We start from the raw sequence: 17,286 nt of genomic DNA, 5'->3' as shown, positions 1-17,286 counted from the left end.
ACTATCGCGGAGGAACCCCATGAGTGCAACACCCGTCATCGACCTGACCGGACGCGTCGCCGTCATCACCGGCGCCGCCGGAGGGCAGGGCCGCTCGCACGCCGCTCTGTTCCACGAGCTCGGCGCCGACCTGGTGCTGACCGACCTCGACGGGGCGGCCGTGCAGGAGGTCGCGGCCGGGTACGGCGATCGCGCGATCGGCCTCGCGCACGACGTCTCCTCCGCCGACGCGTGGGGCGCGGTCGCCGAGGCTGCGCGCGAGCGGTTCGGCCACGTGGACGTGCTGGTGAACAACGCCGGGTTCTGCCCCGAAGGACCGCTCGCGGAAACGGCCGAGCGCGTCATCCGTCTCACGCTCGACGTGAACCTCATCGGCCCCATGCTCGGCGTGCAGGCGCTGCTCCCGCTCCTGGGCGACGGCGGCTCGATCATCAACATCGCCTCGACGGCCGGGGTCGCCGGCTACGCCAACCGCGTGCCCTACTCGGCGTCTAAGTGGGGGCTGCGGGGGGTCTCCCACGCGCTGGCCCGCGAGCTGGCGGGCAGCGGCATCCGCGTGAACACCGTGTGTCCCGGCGCCGTCGACACGCCCATGATCACCGAGGACACCCGGGCGGGGGTCGGGTTCATCTCACGCATCCCCATCCCGCGCGCGGGCCGGCCCGAGGAGATCTCGGCACTCGTCGCCTACCTCGCGAGCCCGGCCAGCAGCTACTGCACCGGACAGGACTTCGTCATCGACGGCGGTCAGGTCGCCTGATGCCGTCGTACGCGTTCGACGGCGTGGTGCCGGTGGTCGACCCGACCGCGTTCGTGCACGAGACCGCGAGCCTGATCGGTGACGTCGTGATCGGTCCCGGCTGCTACATCGGACCCTTCGCGAGCCTGCGCGGAGACTTCGGTCGCATCGTCGTGGGGGAGGGGTCGAACGTGCAGGACTCGTGCGTCATCCACGCGTTCCCCGGTGCGGACGCGGTGCTCGACCCGCACAGCCACGTCGGCCACGGTGCGGTGCTGCACGGCTGCCGCATCGGGTCGTTCGCGCTGATCGGCATCGGGGCCACCGTGCTCGACGGCGCCGAGATCGGGGCGGACGCGCTGCTGGGCGCAGGTGCCGTGGTCACCGCGGGCACCGTGATCCCGCCCGGGTCGAAGGCGCTTGGAGCCCCGGCGCGGGTGGTCGGGCTCCTCGACGACGACGCGCAGGAGTGGAAGCGGAACGGCGTGCGCATCTACCAGGAGCTCGCCCGGCGCAGCCGTGAGACCCTGGTGGCGGTGGAGCCGCTGCCGGCTGCGGAACCCGACCGCCGACGCACCACCTGGGCCGCGGACGCCGCGACACCGCTGCACCGTCGACGCGCGGAGGGACCCCGGTGAGCACGGCCGAGTTCGCGGACTGGCTCGACATCACCCGCACGATCCTGCGGTACGGGCGCTACGCCGATCAGCGGAGGTTCGCCGACATGGCGTCGTTGTTCGTGCCGGACGGGCGGATGCTCCTGTATCGGCCGCGTGCCGATCACCCGGCCGAGACGCCGCGGGGGACGGCGGAGCTGGTCGCGGCGTTCGAGGCCCTCACGGCCTTCGTGGCGACCAGTCACGCGCTGTCTCCGAGCGATGTGGAGGTGCGAGGCGACACCGCCCGGGTGCATACGGGCTGCCTGTCGCACCACATCCGCGAGACCTCGGAGGGACGCATCCGCTTCACCCTCGCCGACCGCTACGACGACGACCTCGTGCGGGTGGACGGCCGCTGGCTGTTCCGCGAGCGCCGCAAGTACACCGACTGGGCCGAGACCACCCCGCTCCGCCGCTGAGGCCGCCGCCAGGGCTGCGGTCAGAGGCGTGCGAGGGCCCAGGGCTCGGCGGCGGCGCGGAGCTCGCGCGGGGTGCCGAATAGGGTGCCGAGGGCGTGCGCGCGCTTGAACACCAGGTGCGCGTCGTGCTCCCACGTGATCGCGATCCCGCCGTGCAGCTGGATCATCTCTCCCGCGACCCGGGTGAGCGCTTCCGAGCACACGGCCTTCGCGATCGTAGCCAGCTCCGCGCGGTCGGGGGCGCCGGACGCGAGGGCGTCGGCGGCCGCGCGGGACGCGGTGCGCGCCACCTCCACCCGCACGTGCAGGTCGGCCATGCGGTGCTTGAGCGCCTGGAACGAGCCGATGGGTCGCCCGAACTGCACCCGCTGCTGCGCGTAGGCCACGGTGTCGTCGAGGGCCCGCGCCGCTGTGCCCGCCTGCACCGCCGCGACCGCCGCGAGCGCGAGCGCCCGCACGTCGTCGAGCACGGCGGGATCGCCGTCGCCGAGCGGACGGGCAGGGACCCCGTCGAACCGGAGGGTGGCGAGCCGCAGGGTCTGGTCCATCGTCGGGTCGTCCTCGCGCGCGACCGCCGCGGCGTCGAGCACCTCGAACAGGCGCGGGCCGTCGGCGGTGCGGGCCACCGCGACCAGCACGTCGGCGGGCAGCCCGTCCAGCACGAAGCCCGCCGTGCCGGTGAGCGTCCACGCCTCCCCGTCGGCCTCGGCGTGCACGTCGATGTGGTCGGGGGCGAAGCGTCCGGACGGGTCGGCCCACACGAGCGCCGCCGCCGACGATCCCTCCGCGATGCCGGGCAACAGTCGGGCGGACGCCTCCGCATCGCCCGCGGCCAGGATCGCCTGCGCCGCGATCGCGACCGAGCCGAGGTACGGCGACGGCGCGAGCGCGTAGCCGATCTCCTCCAGCGCCAGCTGCGCCTCCCGCAGTGTGAAGCCGGCGCCGCCGTGCTCCTCGGGGACGGCCATGCCGGCGATGCCGATCTCCTCGCAGAGCAGACGCCACAGGTCGGCGTCGAACCGTTGGTCCGACTCCAGGGCCCGACGCGTCGCCGCACTGTCGGCGCGTTGGCTCAGGATCCCGCGCACGAGGGCGACGAGCTCCTGCTGATCCTCATCGGGTTCGAAAGACATCACCGCTCCTTCGGAAGGATGTCGCGGGCGATGCGCGCCCGATGGAAATCCGGCGTGCCCCACGCCGCGGACAGCGCGGGCGCGAGGCCCAGCCAGATCCGCAGCGTGTGCTCGGCCGTGTAGCCGATCGCGCCGTGCACCTGCAGCGAGGTGCGCGCGGCGCGCAGCGCGGCGTCGCCCGCGGCGACCTTGGCGGCCGACACCGCCCGGTCCTCGTCGGGCTCGTCGGCGCGCAGTGCCGCGTTCCACACGAGCGGCCGCGCGAAGCTCAGCGCGATCCGCACATCCGCCAGCTGGTGCTTGAGCGCCTGGAACTCCCCGATCGGACGGCCGAACTGTTCGCGCACCTTCGCGTACGACACGGCCTCCGCGAGCAGCCGCTCTCCCGCGCCCACGAGCAGCGCGGCGGCGGCGAGGGCTGCTTCGTTCAGGGCCGCGTCGAGGGCGCCGGGCACGAGCGGGGTCGAGGCTCCCGTGGGGGAGAGCCGGGCGAGACGCCGGGTGGGCGCGACCGAGGTCAGCTCCGCGCCCGGCTCGCCCTCGTGCAGCGCGTCACCGCGGACGAGGTAGCGGTGCGTGGCCACGGCGGCGTCCACGGCGGCGGGAGCGACACCGTCGACCGCCGCGGTGGCGATGGCTCCCGCGGCGAGGGCCTGCCGCGTCCCGTCGTCCACCAGGGAGGGCAGCAGCGCGACCGTCTCCAGGTAGGGGCCGGGCACGCCGTGGTAGCCGAGCCGCTCGAACACCACCACCAGGTCGCCGAGGGTGCCGCCGAAGCCGCCCGCCTCCTCGCTCACCCGCAGCCCCAGCAGCCCGAGCTCGGCGAACTGCGCCCACAGGGCGAGCCCGGGGGCGGTGTCGCCGTCGGCCCAGGCACGTGCGACGTCGGCGCCGCCCGCGCCCTCCACGATCTCGTCGATGGCCTCCGCGAACGCGGTCTGTTCTTCCGTGGGCAGGAACCGCATCAGGCGCGCCTTCCGTCTCCGCCGCGGGGGAGTCCGAGGATCCGCTCCGCGATGATGTTCCGCTGCACCTCGTTGGTGCCCGCGTAGATGGGACCGGCGAGCGCGAACTGGTAGTCGTCGACCCAGCGCCCGCCGTCGACCGCCGACTCCCCGCGCAGCTCGGACTCCGGTCCCAGGATGCGCAGCGCGGTCTCGTGGATGTGCACGTCGAGCTCCGACCAGAACACCTTGTTGATGCTGCCCTCCGCGCCGACCGCACCACCGTCGAGCAGGGTGCTCACGGTCTGCCACGTGAACAGCCGGTAGGCCTCCGCGCCGATCCAGGCGTCCACCACGGCGTCATCCTCGCCGGTCGCGCCCCGCTCGGACTGCAGTGCGATCAGGCGGTCGGTCGCTGCGAGGAACCGTCCCGGCGCCCGCAGCGACAGTCCGCGCTCGTTGCCCGCGGTGCTCATGGCCACGCGCCACCCGTCGCCGGGAGCGCCCAGCACGTCCTCATCGGGCACGAACACGTCGTCGAAGAAGATCTCGGCGAACCCGGTCGTGCCGTCGAGCTGGGCGATCGCCCGCACCGTGATGCCCTCGGCGTCCATCGGGAACAGGAAGTACGTCAGGCCGCGGTGCCGCTGCGCTTCGGGGTCGGACCGGAACAGGCCGAACCCGCGGTCGGCCCACACCGCGCGCGAGCTCCAGATCTTCTGGCCGTTGAGCACCCATCCGCCGCGGTCGTCGTCGCGGCGGGCGGTGCTGCGGATCGCGGCGAGGTCGCTGCCCGCTCCGGGCTCCGACCACGCCTGCGCCCAGATCAGCGAGCCGTCGGTCATGGCGCGCAGGTACCGCTCGTGCTGATCCGGGGTGCCATGCTCGAACAGGATCGGCGCGAGCAGGGAGATGCCGTTCTGCGCCACCCGGGTCGGGGCGCCCGCGCGGTAGTACTCCTCCTCGAACAGCACCCACTCCGTGATTCCGGCGTCGCGGCCGCCGTACTGCTCGGGCCAGGAGACGACGGACCAGCGGCCCTCCGCCAGCTCGGCCTCCCACGCGCGGTGCGCCGCGAAGCCCTCGGCCGTGTCCATCGAGGGCAGCGGTGTGGACGGCACGTGCTCGGTGAGCCAGGCGCGCGCCTCCGCGGCGAAGGCCTCCTGCGCGGGGGTGAGGTCGAGGTTCATCGGGATGCTCCGTCCGCGGTGTCGGCCTTGATGGTGCGCACGTCCACGCCGCCGAGGGAGTCGCCGCCCACCTCGGCGTTGTGCGCGTGGGCGGCGTGGTGCAGCCCGAACACGGAGTCCATGCCGGGGCGCAGGCCCTGCAGATCCTCCGCCTGGTTCACGGCCTTCTTCGCGAGGGCGAGCCCGAGTCGGGGCATGCGGCCGATGCGCTCGGCGAGCTCGAGCGTGCGCTGCTCCAGCTCGGACGACGGGACGACGTGGTTGACCATGCCGAGTTCGTGCGCGCGGGCGGCGGGCATCCGGTCGCCGGTGTACAGCATCTCCTTGGCCGCGCGGGGGTTGGTCACCCAGGGGTGTGCGAAGTACTCGACGCCGGGGATGCCCATCGCGACGACCGGGTCCTGGAAGAACGCGTCGTCGGAGGCGACGATGAAGTCGCACGACCAGGCGAGCATGAGCCCTCCGGCGATGCAGGCACCCTGCACCATCGCGATCACGGGCTTGGGGATCTCGCGCCAGCGGCGGCACATCCCCAGGTAGACCTCGGACTCGCGGGCGAAGCGGGAGTCGACGCCCTGGGCTCCGACGTGGTCCCACCAGATGACGGCCCTGCGCTCGAAGCTCTGGTCGATGTCGCGCTCGGGGGTGCCGATGTCGTGCCCGGCGCAGAAGTGCTTCCCGTTCCCGCCGAGCACGATGACCTTCACGGCGTCGTCGTCCACGGCGCGGGTGAACGCGGCGTCGAGGGCGTAGGTGACCTTCGAGTTCTGGGCGTTGCGATACTGGGGGCGGTTCAGCCGGATGATCGCGGTCGCGCCGCGCACCTCGTAGGTGACCACGGCGTCCGAGTCGTCGGTCATGGCGGGTTCCTCTCTGAACTCCCGGGAGCGAAACCAAACAATCGCTTGGTTTAGTTTGATACTATACGGGAACGGTCCGCCGAAGACCACGACTCGATGAGGAGCACAGATGGACGCGACGCAGCACGACGCGGACGAGCGATTCCGCGCCGAGATCCGCGGCTGGCTGGAAGAGAACCTCACCGGTCGCTTCGCCGCGCTGCGCGGCCGCGGCGGCTCCGGTCGCGAGCACGAGGACTTCGAGGCGCGCCTGGAGTGGAACCGGCACCTGGCCGCTGCGGGGTGGACGTGCGTGGGCTGGCCGGTCGAGCACGGCGGCCGCGGACTCAGCATCGCGCAGCAGGTCATCTTCCACGAGGAGTACGCCCGCGCCGACGCCCCCGCCCGCGTGAACCATCTGGGGGAGGAGCTGCTCGGCCCCACCCTCATCGCGCATGGCACGCCCGCGCAGCAGGCCCGCTTCCTGCCGCGCATCGTCGCGGTCGAGGAGCTGTGGTGCCAGGGCTACTCGGAGCCGGGCGCCGGATCCGACCTCGCCGCGGTGGCGACCAAGGCTCAGCGCACGGGCGACGAGTGGTCCGTCACGGGGCAGAAGGTGTGGACGTCCCTCGCGCAGCACGCCGACTGGTGCTTCGTGATCGCCCGCACCGAACCGGGATCGAGCCGCCACCAGGGTCTGTCGTATCTGCTCGTGCCGATGGACCAGCCCGGCGTCGAGGTGCGCCCGATCCTGCAGCTCACCGCGACCAGCGAGTTCAACGAGGTGTTCTTCGACGACGCCCGCACCGATGCCGACCTCGTCGTAGGCGGCGAGGGGAACGGCTTCCGCGTCGCGATGGCGACCCTCGGCTTCGAGCGCGGCGTCTCCACCCTCGCGCAGCAGATCGCGTTCCGTCGCGAGCTCGACGCCGTGATCGAGACGGCGCAGCGCACCGGCGCGATCGACGATGCCGTGATCCGCGACCGGCTCGTGCGCGCCCGCATGGACCTGGAGGTGATCCGCCAGCACGCCCTCCGCACGCTCGGCGGTGCCCAGGGCGACGGCGCCTCCGTCGCGAAGCTGCTGTGGTCGAACTGGCACCGCGCGCTCGGCGAGCTCGCGATGGAGGTCGCCGGACCCGAGGCCCTGCGGGTCGGCGCGGACTACGCGCTTGACGACCTGCAGACGCTGTTCCTGTTCAGCCGCGCCGACACGATCTACGGCGGTTCCGACGAGATCCAGCGCACCGTCATCGCCGAGCGCGTGCTCGGCCTACCCCGAGAGGCCCGCCCATGAGCTCTTCCGCCCCCGCCTACGTCCCCGGTCACGGCCTGCTCGACGGGAAGCGCGTCGTCATCACGGCCGCCGCCGGAGCCGGCATCGGTCAGGCCGCCGCGGTCCGCTGCCTGGAGGAGGGCGCGGCGCTCGTGGTGCTCGGCGACACGCACGCCGGCCGCCTCGCCGAGACGCAGAGCGAGCTGGGTGACCGTTTCGGCGCCGACCGCGTGCGCACCGCCGTGTGCGACGTGACCGTCGAGGACCAGGTCGCCGCCCTCCTCGACCTCGCGGAGGACGGCGGCGCGATCGACGTGATGATCAACAACGCCGGGCTCGGCGGGTCGGTGTCGATCCTCGACATGACCGACGAGCAGTGGGACAGGGTGATCGACGTGACCCTCACCGGCACGTTCCGGTGCCTGCGCGCGGTCGGCCGCCGCATGGTCGCGGCGGGCACGGCCGGCGTCATCGTCAACAACGCGTCCGTGATCGGCTGGCGCGCGCAGGTGGAGCAGGCCCACTACGCCGCCGCGAAGGCCGGCGTGATGGCGCTCACCCGCAGCGCGGCGATGGATTTCGCGCCGCACGGCATCCGCGTGAACGCCGTGTCACCGAGCCTCGCGATGCACCCGTTCCTGGAGAAGGTCACCTCGCCCGAGCTGCTGGAGCAGCTGAAAGCGCGCGAGGCGTTCGGCCGGGCCGCGGAACCCTGGGAGGTCGCCAACGTCATGGTGTTCCTCGCCAGCGCATACTCCTCTTATATGACCGGCGAGGTCGTCGCCGTCAGCAGTCAGCACCCGTGAACCCGGAGAGAAGGAACACCATGGCAGAGGCATACATCGTCGACGCGGTCCGCTCGCCCGTCGGGAAGCGGGGCGGCTCGCTGTCCGGCATCCACCCGGCCGACCTCGGCGCGCACAGCCTGAAGGCGCTCGTGGAGCGGACGGGCATCGACCCTGGCGCGCTCGACGACGTGATCATCGGCGCGACCGACACGATCGGAGGACAGGCGGGCAACGTGGGTCGCTCCGCCGTGCTCGTCGCTGGCTTCCCCGAGCACGTGCCCGGCGTCACGATCGACCGGCAGTGCGGTTCGAGCCAGCAGGCCGTGCACTTCGCCGCGCAGGCCGTGATGAGCGGGACCAGCGACCTGGTGATCGCCGGCGGTCTGCAGAACATGTCGCAGCTGCCGATCTCCTCGGCCATGGTGGCCGGAGAGGCATACGGCTTCACCACGCCGTTCGCCGAGTCGCCGGGCTGGCAGGAGCGCTACCCCGGGCAGGAGATCTCGCAGTTCGTCGGCGCGGAGATGATCGCCGAGAAGTGGGACATCACGCGCGAGGAGATGGAGCGGTTCGCGCTGGAGAGCCATCAGCGGGCGGCCAGAGCGCAGGACGAGGGTCGGTTCGACGGCGAGATCGCCCCGCTGAACGGGCTCGACCGCGACGAGGGCGTGCGCCGCGACACCTCGCTCGAGCGTATGGCGGGCCTGCAGACGCTCACCCCCGGCGGACGGCTCACGGCTGCCGTGGCCTCGCAGATCAGCGACGCCTCCAGCGCGGTGCTCGTCGCGAGCGCGCAGGCGGTGAAGGACCACGGGCTCACGCCCCGCGCGCGCATCCACCACCTGTCGGTGCGCGGCGACAGCCCGGTGTTCATGCTCACCGCGCCGATCCCCGCCACGCGGTACGCGATGGAGCGCACGGGCATGAGCCTCGACGACATCGACCTGTTCGAGGTGAACGAGGCCTTCGCGTCGGTCGTGCTCGCCTGGATGCGCGAGACCGGGGTGCCGCACGAGAAGGTGAACGTGAACGGGGGCGGCATCGCCCTCGGTCACCCGATCGGCGCGACGGGCACCCGTCTCATGACGACGCTGCTGAACGAGCTCGAACGCACCGGCGGTCGCTACGGTCTGCAGACCATGTGCGAGGGCGGCGGTCTCGCCAACGTCACCATCATCGAGCGCCTCTGAGGCTGCGCATCCGGGCCTGACGACGGACGACCCGCGGATGGCGTGCGTCCGGGCCCCGGGGGGGCGCGGCTCCCCGGGGCTCAGGCGAGGACGCAGGAGGCGGCGGCGCGGAGGTGGGCCACGGCGTCGCGCACCACGCGGTCGACGAGCTCCTCGCAGCTGGGGAGGTCGTCGATCAGCCCCACCACCTGGCCGGCGGCGAGCATGCCCGCGGAGGTGTCGCCGTCGACGAGCCCGGCCTTCAGCAGCACCGGAGTGTTCGCGGCGAGGGTCATCTGCGTCCAGGAGCGCCCGGTCGCCTTCTTCATCGACACGGCATCCCGCACCAGCTGCGGCCAGCTCAGGCCGCTCAGCTTCTTGAACTCCCACGACCGGCGCAGCGTCGGCAGCAGGCGGGACACCCCGCTTCCGCCCTCCAGTCCCTCCACGAACTCGGTGCGCAGCAGGCGGTGGGGCATGCCGTCGGCCTTCGAGGTGACGACCGTGCCGTCCAGCCCGACGTCGAGGTATCGCCGCTTCACGGCCTCGGGCACCGAACTGTCGCTCGTGAGCAGGAACCGCGTGCCCATCCCGACCCCGGCGGCGCCGTACGCGAGCGCGGCGGCGAGACCCCGTCCGTCGTGGAAGCCGCCGGCCGCGATCACGGGGATGTCGACGGCCGCGACCACCGAGGGCAGCAGGATCGAGGTGGGCACGGCGCCGGTGTGACCGCCGCCCTCACCGCCCTGCACCATCACGGCGTCCGCACCCCACGCCGCGACCTTCTCGGCGTGCCGCACGGCCCCGATCGAGGGGATCACGACCACGCCGTGGTCCTTGAGTCGCTCGATCAGCTCGCGTCGTGGGGCGAGAGCGAAGCTGGCGACCTTCACGCCGTGCCGGATGAGCAGTTCGACGCGCTCGGTGGCATCCCCGGCGTCGGCGCGCAGGTTCACGCCGAAGGGCCGGTCGGTGCGCTCGGTCACCTCGATGATCTGCCGTTCGAGCTCGTCGATGGTCATGGTGGCGGAGGCGAGGATGCCCAGCGCTCCGGCCTGCGCGGTGGCGGTGACCAGGCGGGCGCCGGCGACCCAGCCCATGCCGGTCTGCACGATCGGATGGTCGACGCCGGTCAGGCGCGTGAGCGGCGTGGAGAGCTGCGGGGGCGTGGTCATGATGCGATCACCTCTCGGTCGCGGAGTCCGCGGGGGTCGAGACGCTCGCGCACCAGGCGCAGCTCCTCGGCGGTGGGCTGCCGGGTCTCGGGGACGACGGCGGGGATGTGCAGCGGGAAGCCGGTGGCCGCGACCACCCGGTCGAGGGTCACGCCGGGGTGCAGGCTGACGAGGGCGACCGTGTCGCCGGGGCCGGTCAGGTCGAGCACCGCGAGGTCGGTGACGATGCGGCGCACGTCGTGGAAGCGGTGGGCCCCGGCCGTGCGCGCCCTGGCCGGCCCGACGCCCGTGACCACGTCCACCCGGTCCACGAACACGCGCGGGCTGTGGCGGGCGACCCAGTAGCTGGTCGCGTGGTTGACGGTGTTCGTGGCGGCGGCCCTGGCGCCGAGCAGCTGCCGGGTGGGACGGTCGCGGTCGCCGATCGCGGACAGGTTCTGGTCGCCGTGGCGGTCGAGCTGTGCGGCCCCCATGATCACGTGGCGGCGACCGCGGGCGATCAGCTCGAACAGCTGCGCGTAGGGGAGCGGCGCCTCCGGCTCGCGGAACGGCTCGTCGACGGCGGGGGTGTCGGCGTACAGGGTGGCTTCGCCGTCGCTGAGCAGCAGGCCGGGCGCGTGCGTGAGCCGCGCGAGCCGCACCCCGACGGTGGGCACGATGCCGACGGGGCTCGCGAGGATCGTGCCCGCGCCGCGGAAGAGGTCGCTGCACGCGGCGATCGCGACCTCGGCGCGCGTGGCCGTCATGGTGTCGCCGCCTCACTCGTCCGCGGGGCGAGCTCGCCCGCCCGGAACCGGGTCAGATACGCCTCACGGTCCGCGGGCGAGGCGGCCGCGGCGGCGTAGGCGCGCTGCCCCTCCTCGTCGCGGTCGTGATGGGGCGGATGCGCCGTGAACCCGGCTCCGCCCGGGGCATGCACGATCCGGTCGGTGAGCGTGCGGTCGAGGAAGCGCGCCGTGGGGCCGAGCCCCGTCCACAGCGCGGCGGTGTCCACCACCTCCTCCACGCTCACCACGGTGTGCGCCGCCGCGCCCGCGAACAGGTCGTCGAAGAACAGGTCCGGCCCGAGGCACACGGCGGTGCCGGCGGCGTCGGCCCGATCGAGGTGGAGCAGGGCGAGGTCGAGGGGCACGGCGGGCATCGCCACCAGCACCTCGGCGTCGGCGTAGGGCGATGTGATCGTGCGGATCTGGGGGTTGCGGCTGACGGCGTCCGAGCCCGCCCCCGCCCGGGTGGCCTCGAAGGGCAGGCGCCGGGCGGCGGCGCGGAGTCCGGCGACCAGCATCGCCTCGTCGTACTCCACGCTGCGCACCGCGCCGGACTGCCGGGCGTCCGCGAAGTAAGGGTCGATCGCGATGCTGTCGAGCGAGACGAACCCGTGCACGATCTCGGACGCCTGGCCGGTGGCGCAGAGCAGGCCCACGTCCGGTCCGCCGAAGCTGACGATGCGCAGGTCGCGCGCCCCGGAGAGCACGATCTGCCGCACGAGGGCCATCGGCTTACGCCGCGAACCCCAGCCGCCGACGCCGATCGTCATGCCGTCGCGGATCAGCGGCGCGAGATCGGCGGCGGATCCGGCGGCGGTCATGTCGTCAGGTTCTCGCCGGTCGCGACGAACGCGTCGCGGTGCTGGTCGGCGACGCCGGCGAGGTTGAGCTCGAACGTGAAGCCCTGCTCGAACCGGTAGCTGCGGTTGACGTCGATCGGGTCGATGCCGTTCAGCGCCTCCTTGGCGGCGCGGATGACGCGCGGGTCCTTCGCGGCGATCTCCTCCGCGAGCGCGAGCGCGGTCGCGTCGAGGTCGGCGCGCGGCACCACCGCGTCGACGGATCCGAACTCCGCGAGACGCTGCGCCGTCACCGTGCGGCTCGTGAAGTACAGCGAGCGCAGCAGATGCTGCGGCACGAGGCGGGCCAGGTGGGTGGCGGCGCCGAGCGCGCCGCGGTCCACTTCGGGCACGCCGAAGGTCGCGTCGTCGGAGGCGACGATCACGTCGCTGTTGCCGACGAGGCCGATCCCGCCGCCCAGGCAGAAACCGTTGACGGCGGCGATGACCGGAACGGCGCACTCGTAGATGGCCTTGAACGCCTCGTAACAGCCGCGGTTGGCGCCGAGGATGCCGGAGAAGCCCTCGATGCGCTGCATCTCCTTGATGTCGACGCCCGCGTTGAACCCGCGGCCCTCGGCGCGGAGGATGACGACGCGGGTCTCGGCGTCGGCCGTGGCCTCGCGCATCGCGGCGGCCACGTCGAACCACCCGGCGACGGGGAGTGCGTTCACCGGCGGGTAGTCCATCGTGACGGTGCGGACGCCGCGAGGGTGCAGGGTGGAAGTGATCGTCATCGGACACCTAACCTAACGTTTGCTCAAGCACCCTAGCAGTTGCTTGGTTATCGACGGAACCCTCACCGTGCATTTGCCCTAGCAATTGCTTGGTTGGTATGCTCGGGCGCATCCCACCCGCGTCCGCCGACGCCGCTCGAAGGAGAGTCGACCATGGCAGGAATACTCGAAGGCCGCGTGGCCATCGTCACCGGTGCCGGTCGCGGCCTCGGCCGAGAGCACGCGCTGGAGCTCGCGCGCCAGGGGGCGAGGGTGGTCGTGAATGACCTCGGCACGACCCTCGACGGTGACGGCGTCTCGGTCGGTCCGGCGCAGGAGGTCGTCGAGCTCATCGAGGCCGCCGGGGGAGAGGCGATCGCGAACGGCGCCGACATCGCCGACTTCGCGCAGGCCGGGGCCCTCGTCGAGCAGGCGCTCACGGCGTTCGGACGACTGGACATCCTCGTGAACAACGCCGGGTTCGTGCGCGACCGCATGCTGGTCAACGCCGGCGAGGACGAGTGGGACGCGGTGATCCGCGTGCACCTCAAGGGGCACTTCGCGCCGCTGCGCCACGCGAGCGCGCACTGGCGTGCCGAGGCCAAGGCCGGGCGGCAGCCGGTCGCCCGCGTCGTGAACACCTCGTCCGGCGCCGGGCTCCAGGGCAGCATCGGGCAGGCGGCCTACTCCGCCGCGAAGGGCGGCATCGCCTCCCTCACCCTCGTGGCCGCCGCCGAGCTGCAGCGGTACGGCGTGCACGTCAACGCGATCGCCCCATCCGCCCGCACGCGCATGACCGAGGGGCCCTTCGCCGACGCGATGGCCGCGCCCGCGCACGGCTTCGATCGCATGGACCCGGCGAACGTCTCGCCCGTGGTCGCCTGGCTCGCCAGCGCGGACTGCGACGTCACCGGCCGCGTGCTGGAGATCGAGGGCGGCCGCCTCTGCCTGGAGGAGGGATGGCGGCACGGGCCCCGGCGTGACCGGGATCGGCGGTGGGACGCGGCCGAGGTCGGCGAGGCGGTGCGGGCCCTGGTCGCCGAAGCTGCTGCCCCCGAGCCGGTGTACGGCGCATGAGCGCGGGCGACTGGGCCGGGCGCGACCTCGGCGAGCGGACGGTCGGCTACGACGAGCGCGACGCGATCCTCTACGCGCTGTCGGTCGGGGCCGCCGCGACCGACCTCGATCTCGTGTTCGAGGACCGTCTGCGCGTGCTCCCGTCGTTCGGGCTGACGCTCGCGCAGTGGGCGCCCGACGTGCTCGCCGAGGCGGGGGCGTTCGACGACCGCGCCGTGCACGGCTCGCAGACGCTGGAGGTGCACCGGCCGCTGCCGCGCTCGGGCGAGCTGCGGCTGTCCGCCCGCGTTGGCGACGTGTGGGACAAGGGTTCCGCGGCCGTGTTCGACGTGATCGTGGAGTGCGCCGAGTTCACCGCGACCTGGTCACTGTTCGCGCCCGGTGCGGGCGGGTTCGGTGGGGGACGGGGCCCGGCGCGGGCTGCCACCGACGAGCGACCGGTGGGTGCGACGGCCGCCGTGACGACGTTCCCGACGCAGGCCGCCCTGTACCGGCTGACCGGCGACCGCCACCACATCCACATCGATCCCGCGGCGTCCGCGCGGATCGGGCAGACCGTGCCGATCCTCCAGGGGCTGTGCACGCTCGCCGCCACCACCCTCGTCCTCGCTTCCGAGCAGGGCGCGCATCCGGCCGACCTCCGCTCGCTACGGGGCCGGTTCAGCGGTCCGGTCATCCCGGGCGATGTGCTCGAGGTCGAGTCGTGGCACGGCGGCGACTTCGAGTTGCGGCGCGACGGGACGTCCGTGATCTCCGACGGCCGGGCGGTGTTCGCATGAGCCGGGTGCTGGTGGTCGGCGCGACCGGGATGATCGGCAGTCACGTTGCCGCCGACCTCGCCGCGCGCGGTGACGCGGTGACCGTGATGGCGCGGCGCGAGCCGTCCGAGCGCGACCCCCGGGCCATCGCCGGGATGCCGCGCCTCCGGGGCGACTACACCGACGCCGGATCCGCCGCGCTGCTCGACGGTTTCGACGCGGTCGTGTTCGCGGCGGGCAACGACATCCGCCACGTGCCCGCCGCGCAGGAGGACGACGCGTTCTGGGAGCGCACGCAGAGCGTCGGGGTGCCGCGCTTCGCCGCGCTCGCGAAGACCGCGGGCGTCGGCCGGTTCGTGCAGATCGGCAGCTACTACCACCAGCTGCACCCGGAGTGGGCGGAGCGGATCCCCTACGTGGCGGCGCGGCGCGACGCCGACGAGCGCACCCGCGCCCTGAGCGACGACGGTTTCGCGGCGATCACCCTGAACCCGCCGTCGATCGTCGGCGCCGATGAGCGCGGCCTGCGGCGGTTCGCCCGCATGATCGCGTGGACGCGCGGCGAGCTCGACGAACCCGCGCTGTTCGCCCCGCCGGGCGGCACCAACTACCTGTCGGTGCGCTCGCTCTCGCAGGCCGTGCAGGGCGCGCTCGATGCGGGCGAGGGCGGGCGGGCCTACCTGGTGGGCGACGCGAACCTCACGTATCGCGACTACTTCCAGCTGCTCGCCGACGCCGCCGGCAGCGCGCACACGATCGAGGAGCGCGACGAGGAGCATCCGTTCCAGCCCGACCGCTTCATCGTGCAGGGCCGCGGCGCGGTGATCGCGTACGAGCCGGACCCCGCGGAGACCGCCCTGCTCGGCTACGACCGGGGCGATGTCGAGCGCGCGCTGGCGGAGATCGTCACCGCGGCGGACGCGCAGCGCTGAGCCGCTCCCACAGCACGGCCGTCGCGGCGAGAGTGTCGGCGAGGGTGCCGTCCGTGCGCAGCACCTCGTCGGCGATCGCGATCCGGTCGGCCTCGGCGCCCTGTGCGCGGAGCCGCCGCTCGGCCTCGGCCGCATCGTGCCCCCGCTCCTCCCGCAACCGGCGCAGGCGCATGGCCTCGGCGGCTTCGACCGTCACGACCCGGTCGTACGTCCAGGGCAGGGGGGCGGTGGTGCGGCTGAGCAGCGGGATCTCGTGCACCACGACACCCGGTTCGCGGCGGGCCTCGGCGATGCGCGCAGCCACCTCGGCCAGCAGAGCCGGGCGCAGCAGGGCGTTGTAGCGGGAGAGGAGGGCGGGATCGTCGAACACGCGTGCCGCGACCGCCGCCCGGTCGAGAGACCCGTCCGCCGTGCGGACCTCGGCCCCGAGCAGCGCCGTGATCCGGTCGAGCAGCGCCGCGCCGTCCGTGGTGCCGGGATCGACGATGGCACGGGCGGCCGCGTCACCGTCTACGATGCGGGCACCGTGCGCGGCCAGGGCGCGCGCGACCGTGCTCTTCCCCGCGGCGATCCCGCCCGTGAGTCCGACCAGGATCGCCGCCGTCACGAGGGTTCTCCGTGTCGCGACGCGTCAGGGACGGACGAAGCGGACCTCGGTCAGCGTCTCGCCGAGGAAGGGCTCGGTGTGCGAGGCGCCGTCGAGGTGGAAGCCGTTGCGCGTGTAGAAGCGGTGCGCGCGGGGGTTGTCCTCCGCGACCCACAGGTAGAGCGGCTCGTCCTTCTCGACTGCGGCGTCGAACAGCTTCTGGCCGATGCCGGTGGAGTGGTACGCGTCGAGCAGGTAGATGAAGTAGAGCTCCCGGAAGGCGGGGGCGTCCTTGTCGCGGGCGGGGCCGGAGCCGACGAAGCCGACGATCTCGCCGTCGACGAGGGCCGCGTTCATCTTGAAGTCGGGGCCCTGGGCGGCCCAGTGCGTCCACAGCTCGGCCATGCGGCGGGGCGAGACCTTCTCCAGCGCGGCCTTGCTGATCAGGTGATCGTAGGTCTCGTGCCAGCACTGCGCGTGCACGCGACCGAGGGCTTCGGCATCCACATCACGGACCGGACGGACGATGACTTCGGGCTGGGCTTCGGCGCTCATGCGGTGACTCTACGCGCGGCCCGTGAAAACTCGAAATCGGCGCGGAGCGGGGTGACGCGCGGGTGAACGGCCTGGAGGAACCGCACAACGATATTCACGGTTCGTGCGCCGCTGGCTACGATCGTCCCTCGTGAACGTGATCTGGCGGACCCTCCTCGTGATCCTCGGCGCGCGGCGTCGCGTGCGGCAGGGGAAGACCCTCGACCCGACCGCGGTGAGCAGCGTCACCGTCACGACCCTCCCCACCGACCTCGACATCCTCCGGCACATGAACAACGGCCGCTATCTGTCGCTGTTCGACCTCGGCCGTTGGGATCACCTGATCCGCACCGGGCTGTTCGACGTGATGAAGCAGCGCGGCTGGTACGCGGTCGTCTCGAGCGAGACCATCACGTTCCGCAAGTCGCTGCAGCTGTGGCAGCGCTTCGAGGTGCAGTCGCGGTTCATCGGCCACGACGACAGGGCGCTGTTCCTGGAGCACCGGGCCGTGGTCGACGGCGAGGTGTACGCCAGGGCCATCGTGCGGGCGCGCGTGCTGCGGCGCACAGGCGGCACCGTGAGCAACGAGGAGCTGTTCGCCGCGGTCGGCAAGCCGGAGGGCGTGCCGGAGATCGACGCCTGGGTGCACGACTGGGCGGCGGCGTCCGCCCTCCCGCCCGTGCGCACGCCCGCCCCCAGCGTCTGGAACTGATCAGGCGCGCGGCGGGCGCACTGCCGATATATTG

At 72.9% G+C, this 17,286-nt stretch carries 20 protein-coding genes; 10 read left to right on the top strand and 10 right to left on the bottom strand.

Translation table 11 applies throughout. The features are described 5' to 3' along the window. The first annotated feature begins 19 nt into the window (after nt 1-19). From KV394_RS02720 to KV394_RS02710, 3 genes are read left to right on the top strand one after another with little or no spacing between them, the layout of a single operon-like run. Nucleotides 20-760 carry an SDR family NAD(P)-dependent oxidoreductase gene (locus tag KV394_RS02720; RefSeq protein WP_136034092.1) on the top strand — a complete coding sequence of 247 codons (741 nt, stop codon included), beginning with the start codon at nt 20-22 and terminating at the stop codon, nt 758-760. Further along, on the top strand, nt 760-1,377 hold the full coding sequence (locus tag KV394_RS02715; protein WP_136035313.1) for a gamma carbonic anhydrase family protein: 618 nt from the start codon (nt 760-762) through the stop codon (nt 1,375-1,377). Before KV394_RS02720 ends, KV394_RS02715 begins: the two co-directional genes overlap by 1 nt. Next, complete coding sequence (locus tag KV394_RS02710) at nt 1,374-1,817, top strand: nuclear transport factor 2 family protein (RefSeq protein WP_168387307.1); 444 nt, start codon at nt 1,374-1,376, stop codon at nt 1,815-1,817. Before KV394_RS02715 ends, KV394_RS02710 begins: the two co-directional genes overlap by 4 nt. A 20-nt stretch (nt 1,818-1,837) precedes the next feature. Here KV394_RS02710 and KV394_RS02705 read toward each other — a convergent pair whose 3' ends face one another. The 4 genes from KV394_RS02705 to KV394_RS02690 are packed head-to-tail and all read right to left on the bottom strand — an operon-like array spanning nt 1,838 to nt 5,944. Continuing rightward, nucleotides 1,838-2,950: an acyl-CoA dehydrogenase family protein gene (locus KV394_RS02705; protein WP_136034098.1), complete on the bottom strand. Its 1,113-nt coding sequence runs from the start codon at nt 2,948-2,950 to the stop codon at nt 1,838-1,840. Further along, nucleotides 2,950-3,915 carry an acyl-CoA dehydrogenase family protein gene (locus KV394_RS02700; RefSeq protein ID WP_247982243.1) on the bottom strand — a complete coding sequence of 322 codons (966 nt, stop codon included), beginning with the start codon at nt 3,913-3,915 and terminating at the stop codon, nt 2,950-2,952. The genes KV394_RS02705 and KV394_RS02700 overlap by 1 nt, the downstream gene beginning before the upstream one ends. Continuing rightward, a complete protein-coding gene (locus KV394_RS02695) occupies nt 3,915-5,084 on the bottom strand; it encodes an acyl-CoA dehydrogenase family protein (protein ID WP_136034102.1) in 1,170 nt (389 codons plus the stop codon). Before KV394_RS02695 ends, KV394_RS02700 begins: the two co-directional genes overlap by 1 nt. Further along, nucleotides 5,081-5,944 carry an enoyl-CoA hydratase gene (locus tag KV394_RS02690; protein ID WP_136034104.1) on the bottom strand — a complete coding sequence of 288 codons (864 nt, stop codon included), beginning with the start codon at nt 5,942-5,944 and terminating at the stop codon, nt 5,081-5,083. The genes KV394_RS02695 and KV394_RS02690 overlap by 4 nt, the downstream gene beginning before the upstream one ends. 109 nt (nt 5,945-6,053) lie before the next feature. On the opposite strand from KV394_RS02690, the gene KV394_RS02685 reads away from it, so the two are divergent. Genes KV394_RS02685 through KV394_RS02675 form a run of 3 tightly spaced genes read left to right on the top strand, consistent with a single transcriptional unit; the run spans nt 6,054 to nt 9,177 of the window. Next, complete coding sequence (locus KV394_RS02685) at nt 6,054-7,220, top strand: acyl-CoA dehydrogenase family protein (protein ID WP_136034106.1); 1,167 nt, start codon at nt 6,054-6,056, stop codon at nt 7,218-7,220. Next, nucleotides 7,217-8,005, top strand: a complete 789-nt coding sequence (locus KV394_RS02680) for an SDR family oxidoreductase (RefSeq protein WP_247982242.1) — start codon at nt 7,217-7,219, stop codon at nt 8,003-8,005. Before KV394_RS02685 ends, KV394_RS02680 begins: the two co-directional genes overlap by 4 nt. A 20-nt stretch (nt 8,006-8,025) precedes the next feature. After that, entirely contained in the window at nt 8,026-9,177 is a 1,152-nt protein-coding gene (locus KV394_RS02675; protein WP_136034111.1) for an acetyl-CoA C-acetyltransferase, read from the top strand. 80 nt (nt 9,178-9,257) lie between these two features. Here KV394_RS02675 and KV394_RS02670 read toward each other — a convergent pair whose 3' ends face one another. The 4 genes from KV394_RS02670 to KV394_RS02655 are packed head-to-tail and all read right to left on the bottom strand — an operon-like array spanning nt 9,258 to nt 12,674. Beyond that, on the bottom strand, nt 9,258-10,331 hold the full coding sequence (locus KV394_RS02670) for an NAD(P)H-dependent flavin oxidoreductase (protein WP_136044613.1): 1,074 nt from the start codon (nt 10,329-10,331) through the stop codon (nt 9,258-9,260). Further along, a complete protein-coding gene (locus KV394_RS02665) occupies nt 10,328-11,077 on the bottom strand; it encodes a CoA-transferase (RefSeq protein ID WP_136044614.1) in 750 nt (249 codons plus the stop codon). Before KV394_RS02665 ends, KV394_RS02670 begins: the two co-directional genes overlap by 4 nt. Beyond that, nucleotides 11,074-11,919, bottom strand: coding sequence for a CoA transferase subunit A (locus KV394_RS02660; RefSeq protein WP_247982241.1), 846 nt, complete (start codon nt 11,917-11,919; stop codon nt 11,074-11,076). Before KV394_RS02660 ends, KV394_RS02665 begins: the two co-directional genes overlap by 4 nt. Further along, nucleotides 11,916-12,674: an enoyl-CoA hydratase family protein gene (locus KV394_RS02655; protein WP_136037419.1), complete on the bottom strand. Its 759-nt coding sequence runs from the start codon at nt 12,672-12,674 to the stop codon at nt 11,916-11,918. The genes KV394_RS02660 and KV394_RS02655 overlap by 4 nt, the downstream gene beginning before the upstream one ends. A 153-nt stretch (nt 12,675-12,827) precedes the next feature. Here KV394_RS02655 and KV394_RS02650 point away from each other — a divergent pair, with 153 nt between their 5' ends. From KV394_RS02650 to KV394_RS02640, 3 genes are read left to right on the top strand one after another with little or no spacing between them, the layout of a single operon-like run. Further along, nucleotides 12,828-13,730, top strand: a complete 903-nt coding sequence (locus KV394_RS02650; RefSeq protein WP_247982240.1) for an SDR family oxidoreductase — start codon at nt 12,828-12,830, stop codon at nt 13,728-13,730. Further along, nucleotides 13,727-14,509 carry a MaoC/PaaZ C-terminal domain-containing protein gene (locus KV394_RS02645; protein WP_136044617.1) on the top strand — a complete coding sequence of 261 codons (783 nt, stop codon included), beginning with the start codon at nt 13,727-13,729 and terminating at the stop codon, nt 14,507-14,509. Before KV394_RS02650 ends, KV394_RS02645 begins: the two co-directional genes overlap by 4 nt. Next, nucleotides 14,506-15,420, top strand: coding sequence for an NAD-dependent epimerase/dehydratase family protein (locus KV394_RS02640; RefSeq protein ID WP_136034126.1), 915 nt, complete (start codon nt 14,506-14,508; stop codon nt 15,418-15,420). The genes KV394_RS02645 and KV394_RS02640 overlap by 4 nt, the downstream gene beginning before the upstream one ends. Here the strand turns inward: KV394_RS02640 and coaE are convergent. Together coaE and KV394_RS02630 are read right to left on the bottom strand one after the other, a co-directional pair. After that, entirely contained in the window at nt 15,395-16,027 is a 633-nt protein-coding gene (gene coaE / locus KV394_RS02635; RefSeq protein WP_206252619.1) for a dephospho-CoA kinase, read from the bottom strand. The two genes, KV394_RS02640 and coaE, sit on opposite strands and share 26 nt — an antisense overlap. Nucleotides 16,028-16,051: 24 nt before the next feature. Further along, complete coding sequence (locus KV394_RS02630) at nt 16,052-16,561, bottom strand: GNAT family N-acetyltransferase (protein ID WP_136034128.1); 510 nt, start codon at nt 16,559-16,561, stop codon at nt 16,052-16,054. 130 nt (nt 16,562-16,691) lie between these two features. Between KV394_RS02630 and KV394_RS02625 the strand changes: the two genes are divergently transcribed. Continuing rightward, nucleotides 16,692-17,252, top strand: a complete 561-nt coding sequence (locus KV394_RS02625; RefSeq protein ID WP_136034130.1) for an acyl-CoA thioesterase — start codon at nt 16,692-16,694, stop codon at nt 17,250-17,252. Nucleotides 17,253-17,286 lie beyond the last annotated feature (34 nt).

It is taken from the genome of Microbacterium sufflavum, assembly GCF_023101165.1.
GTDB classification, from domain to species: Bacteria; Actinomycetota; Actinomycetes; order Actinomycetales; family Microbacteriaceae; genus Microbacterium; species Microbacterium sufflavum.
Note: the sequence above shows the minus strand (reverse complement) of the source record. Positions and strands in the feature narration are given on the sequence as shown.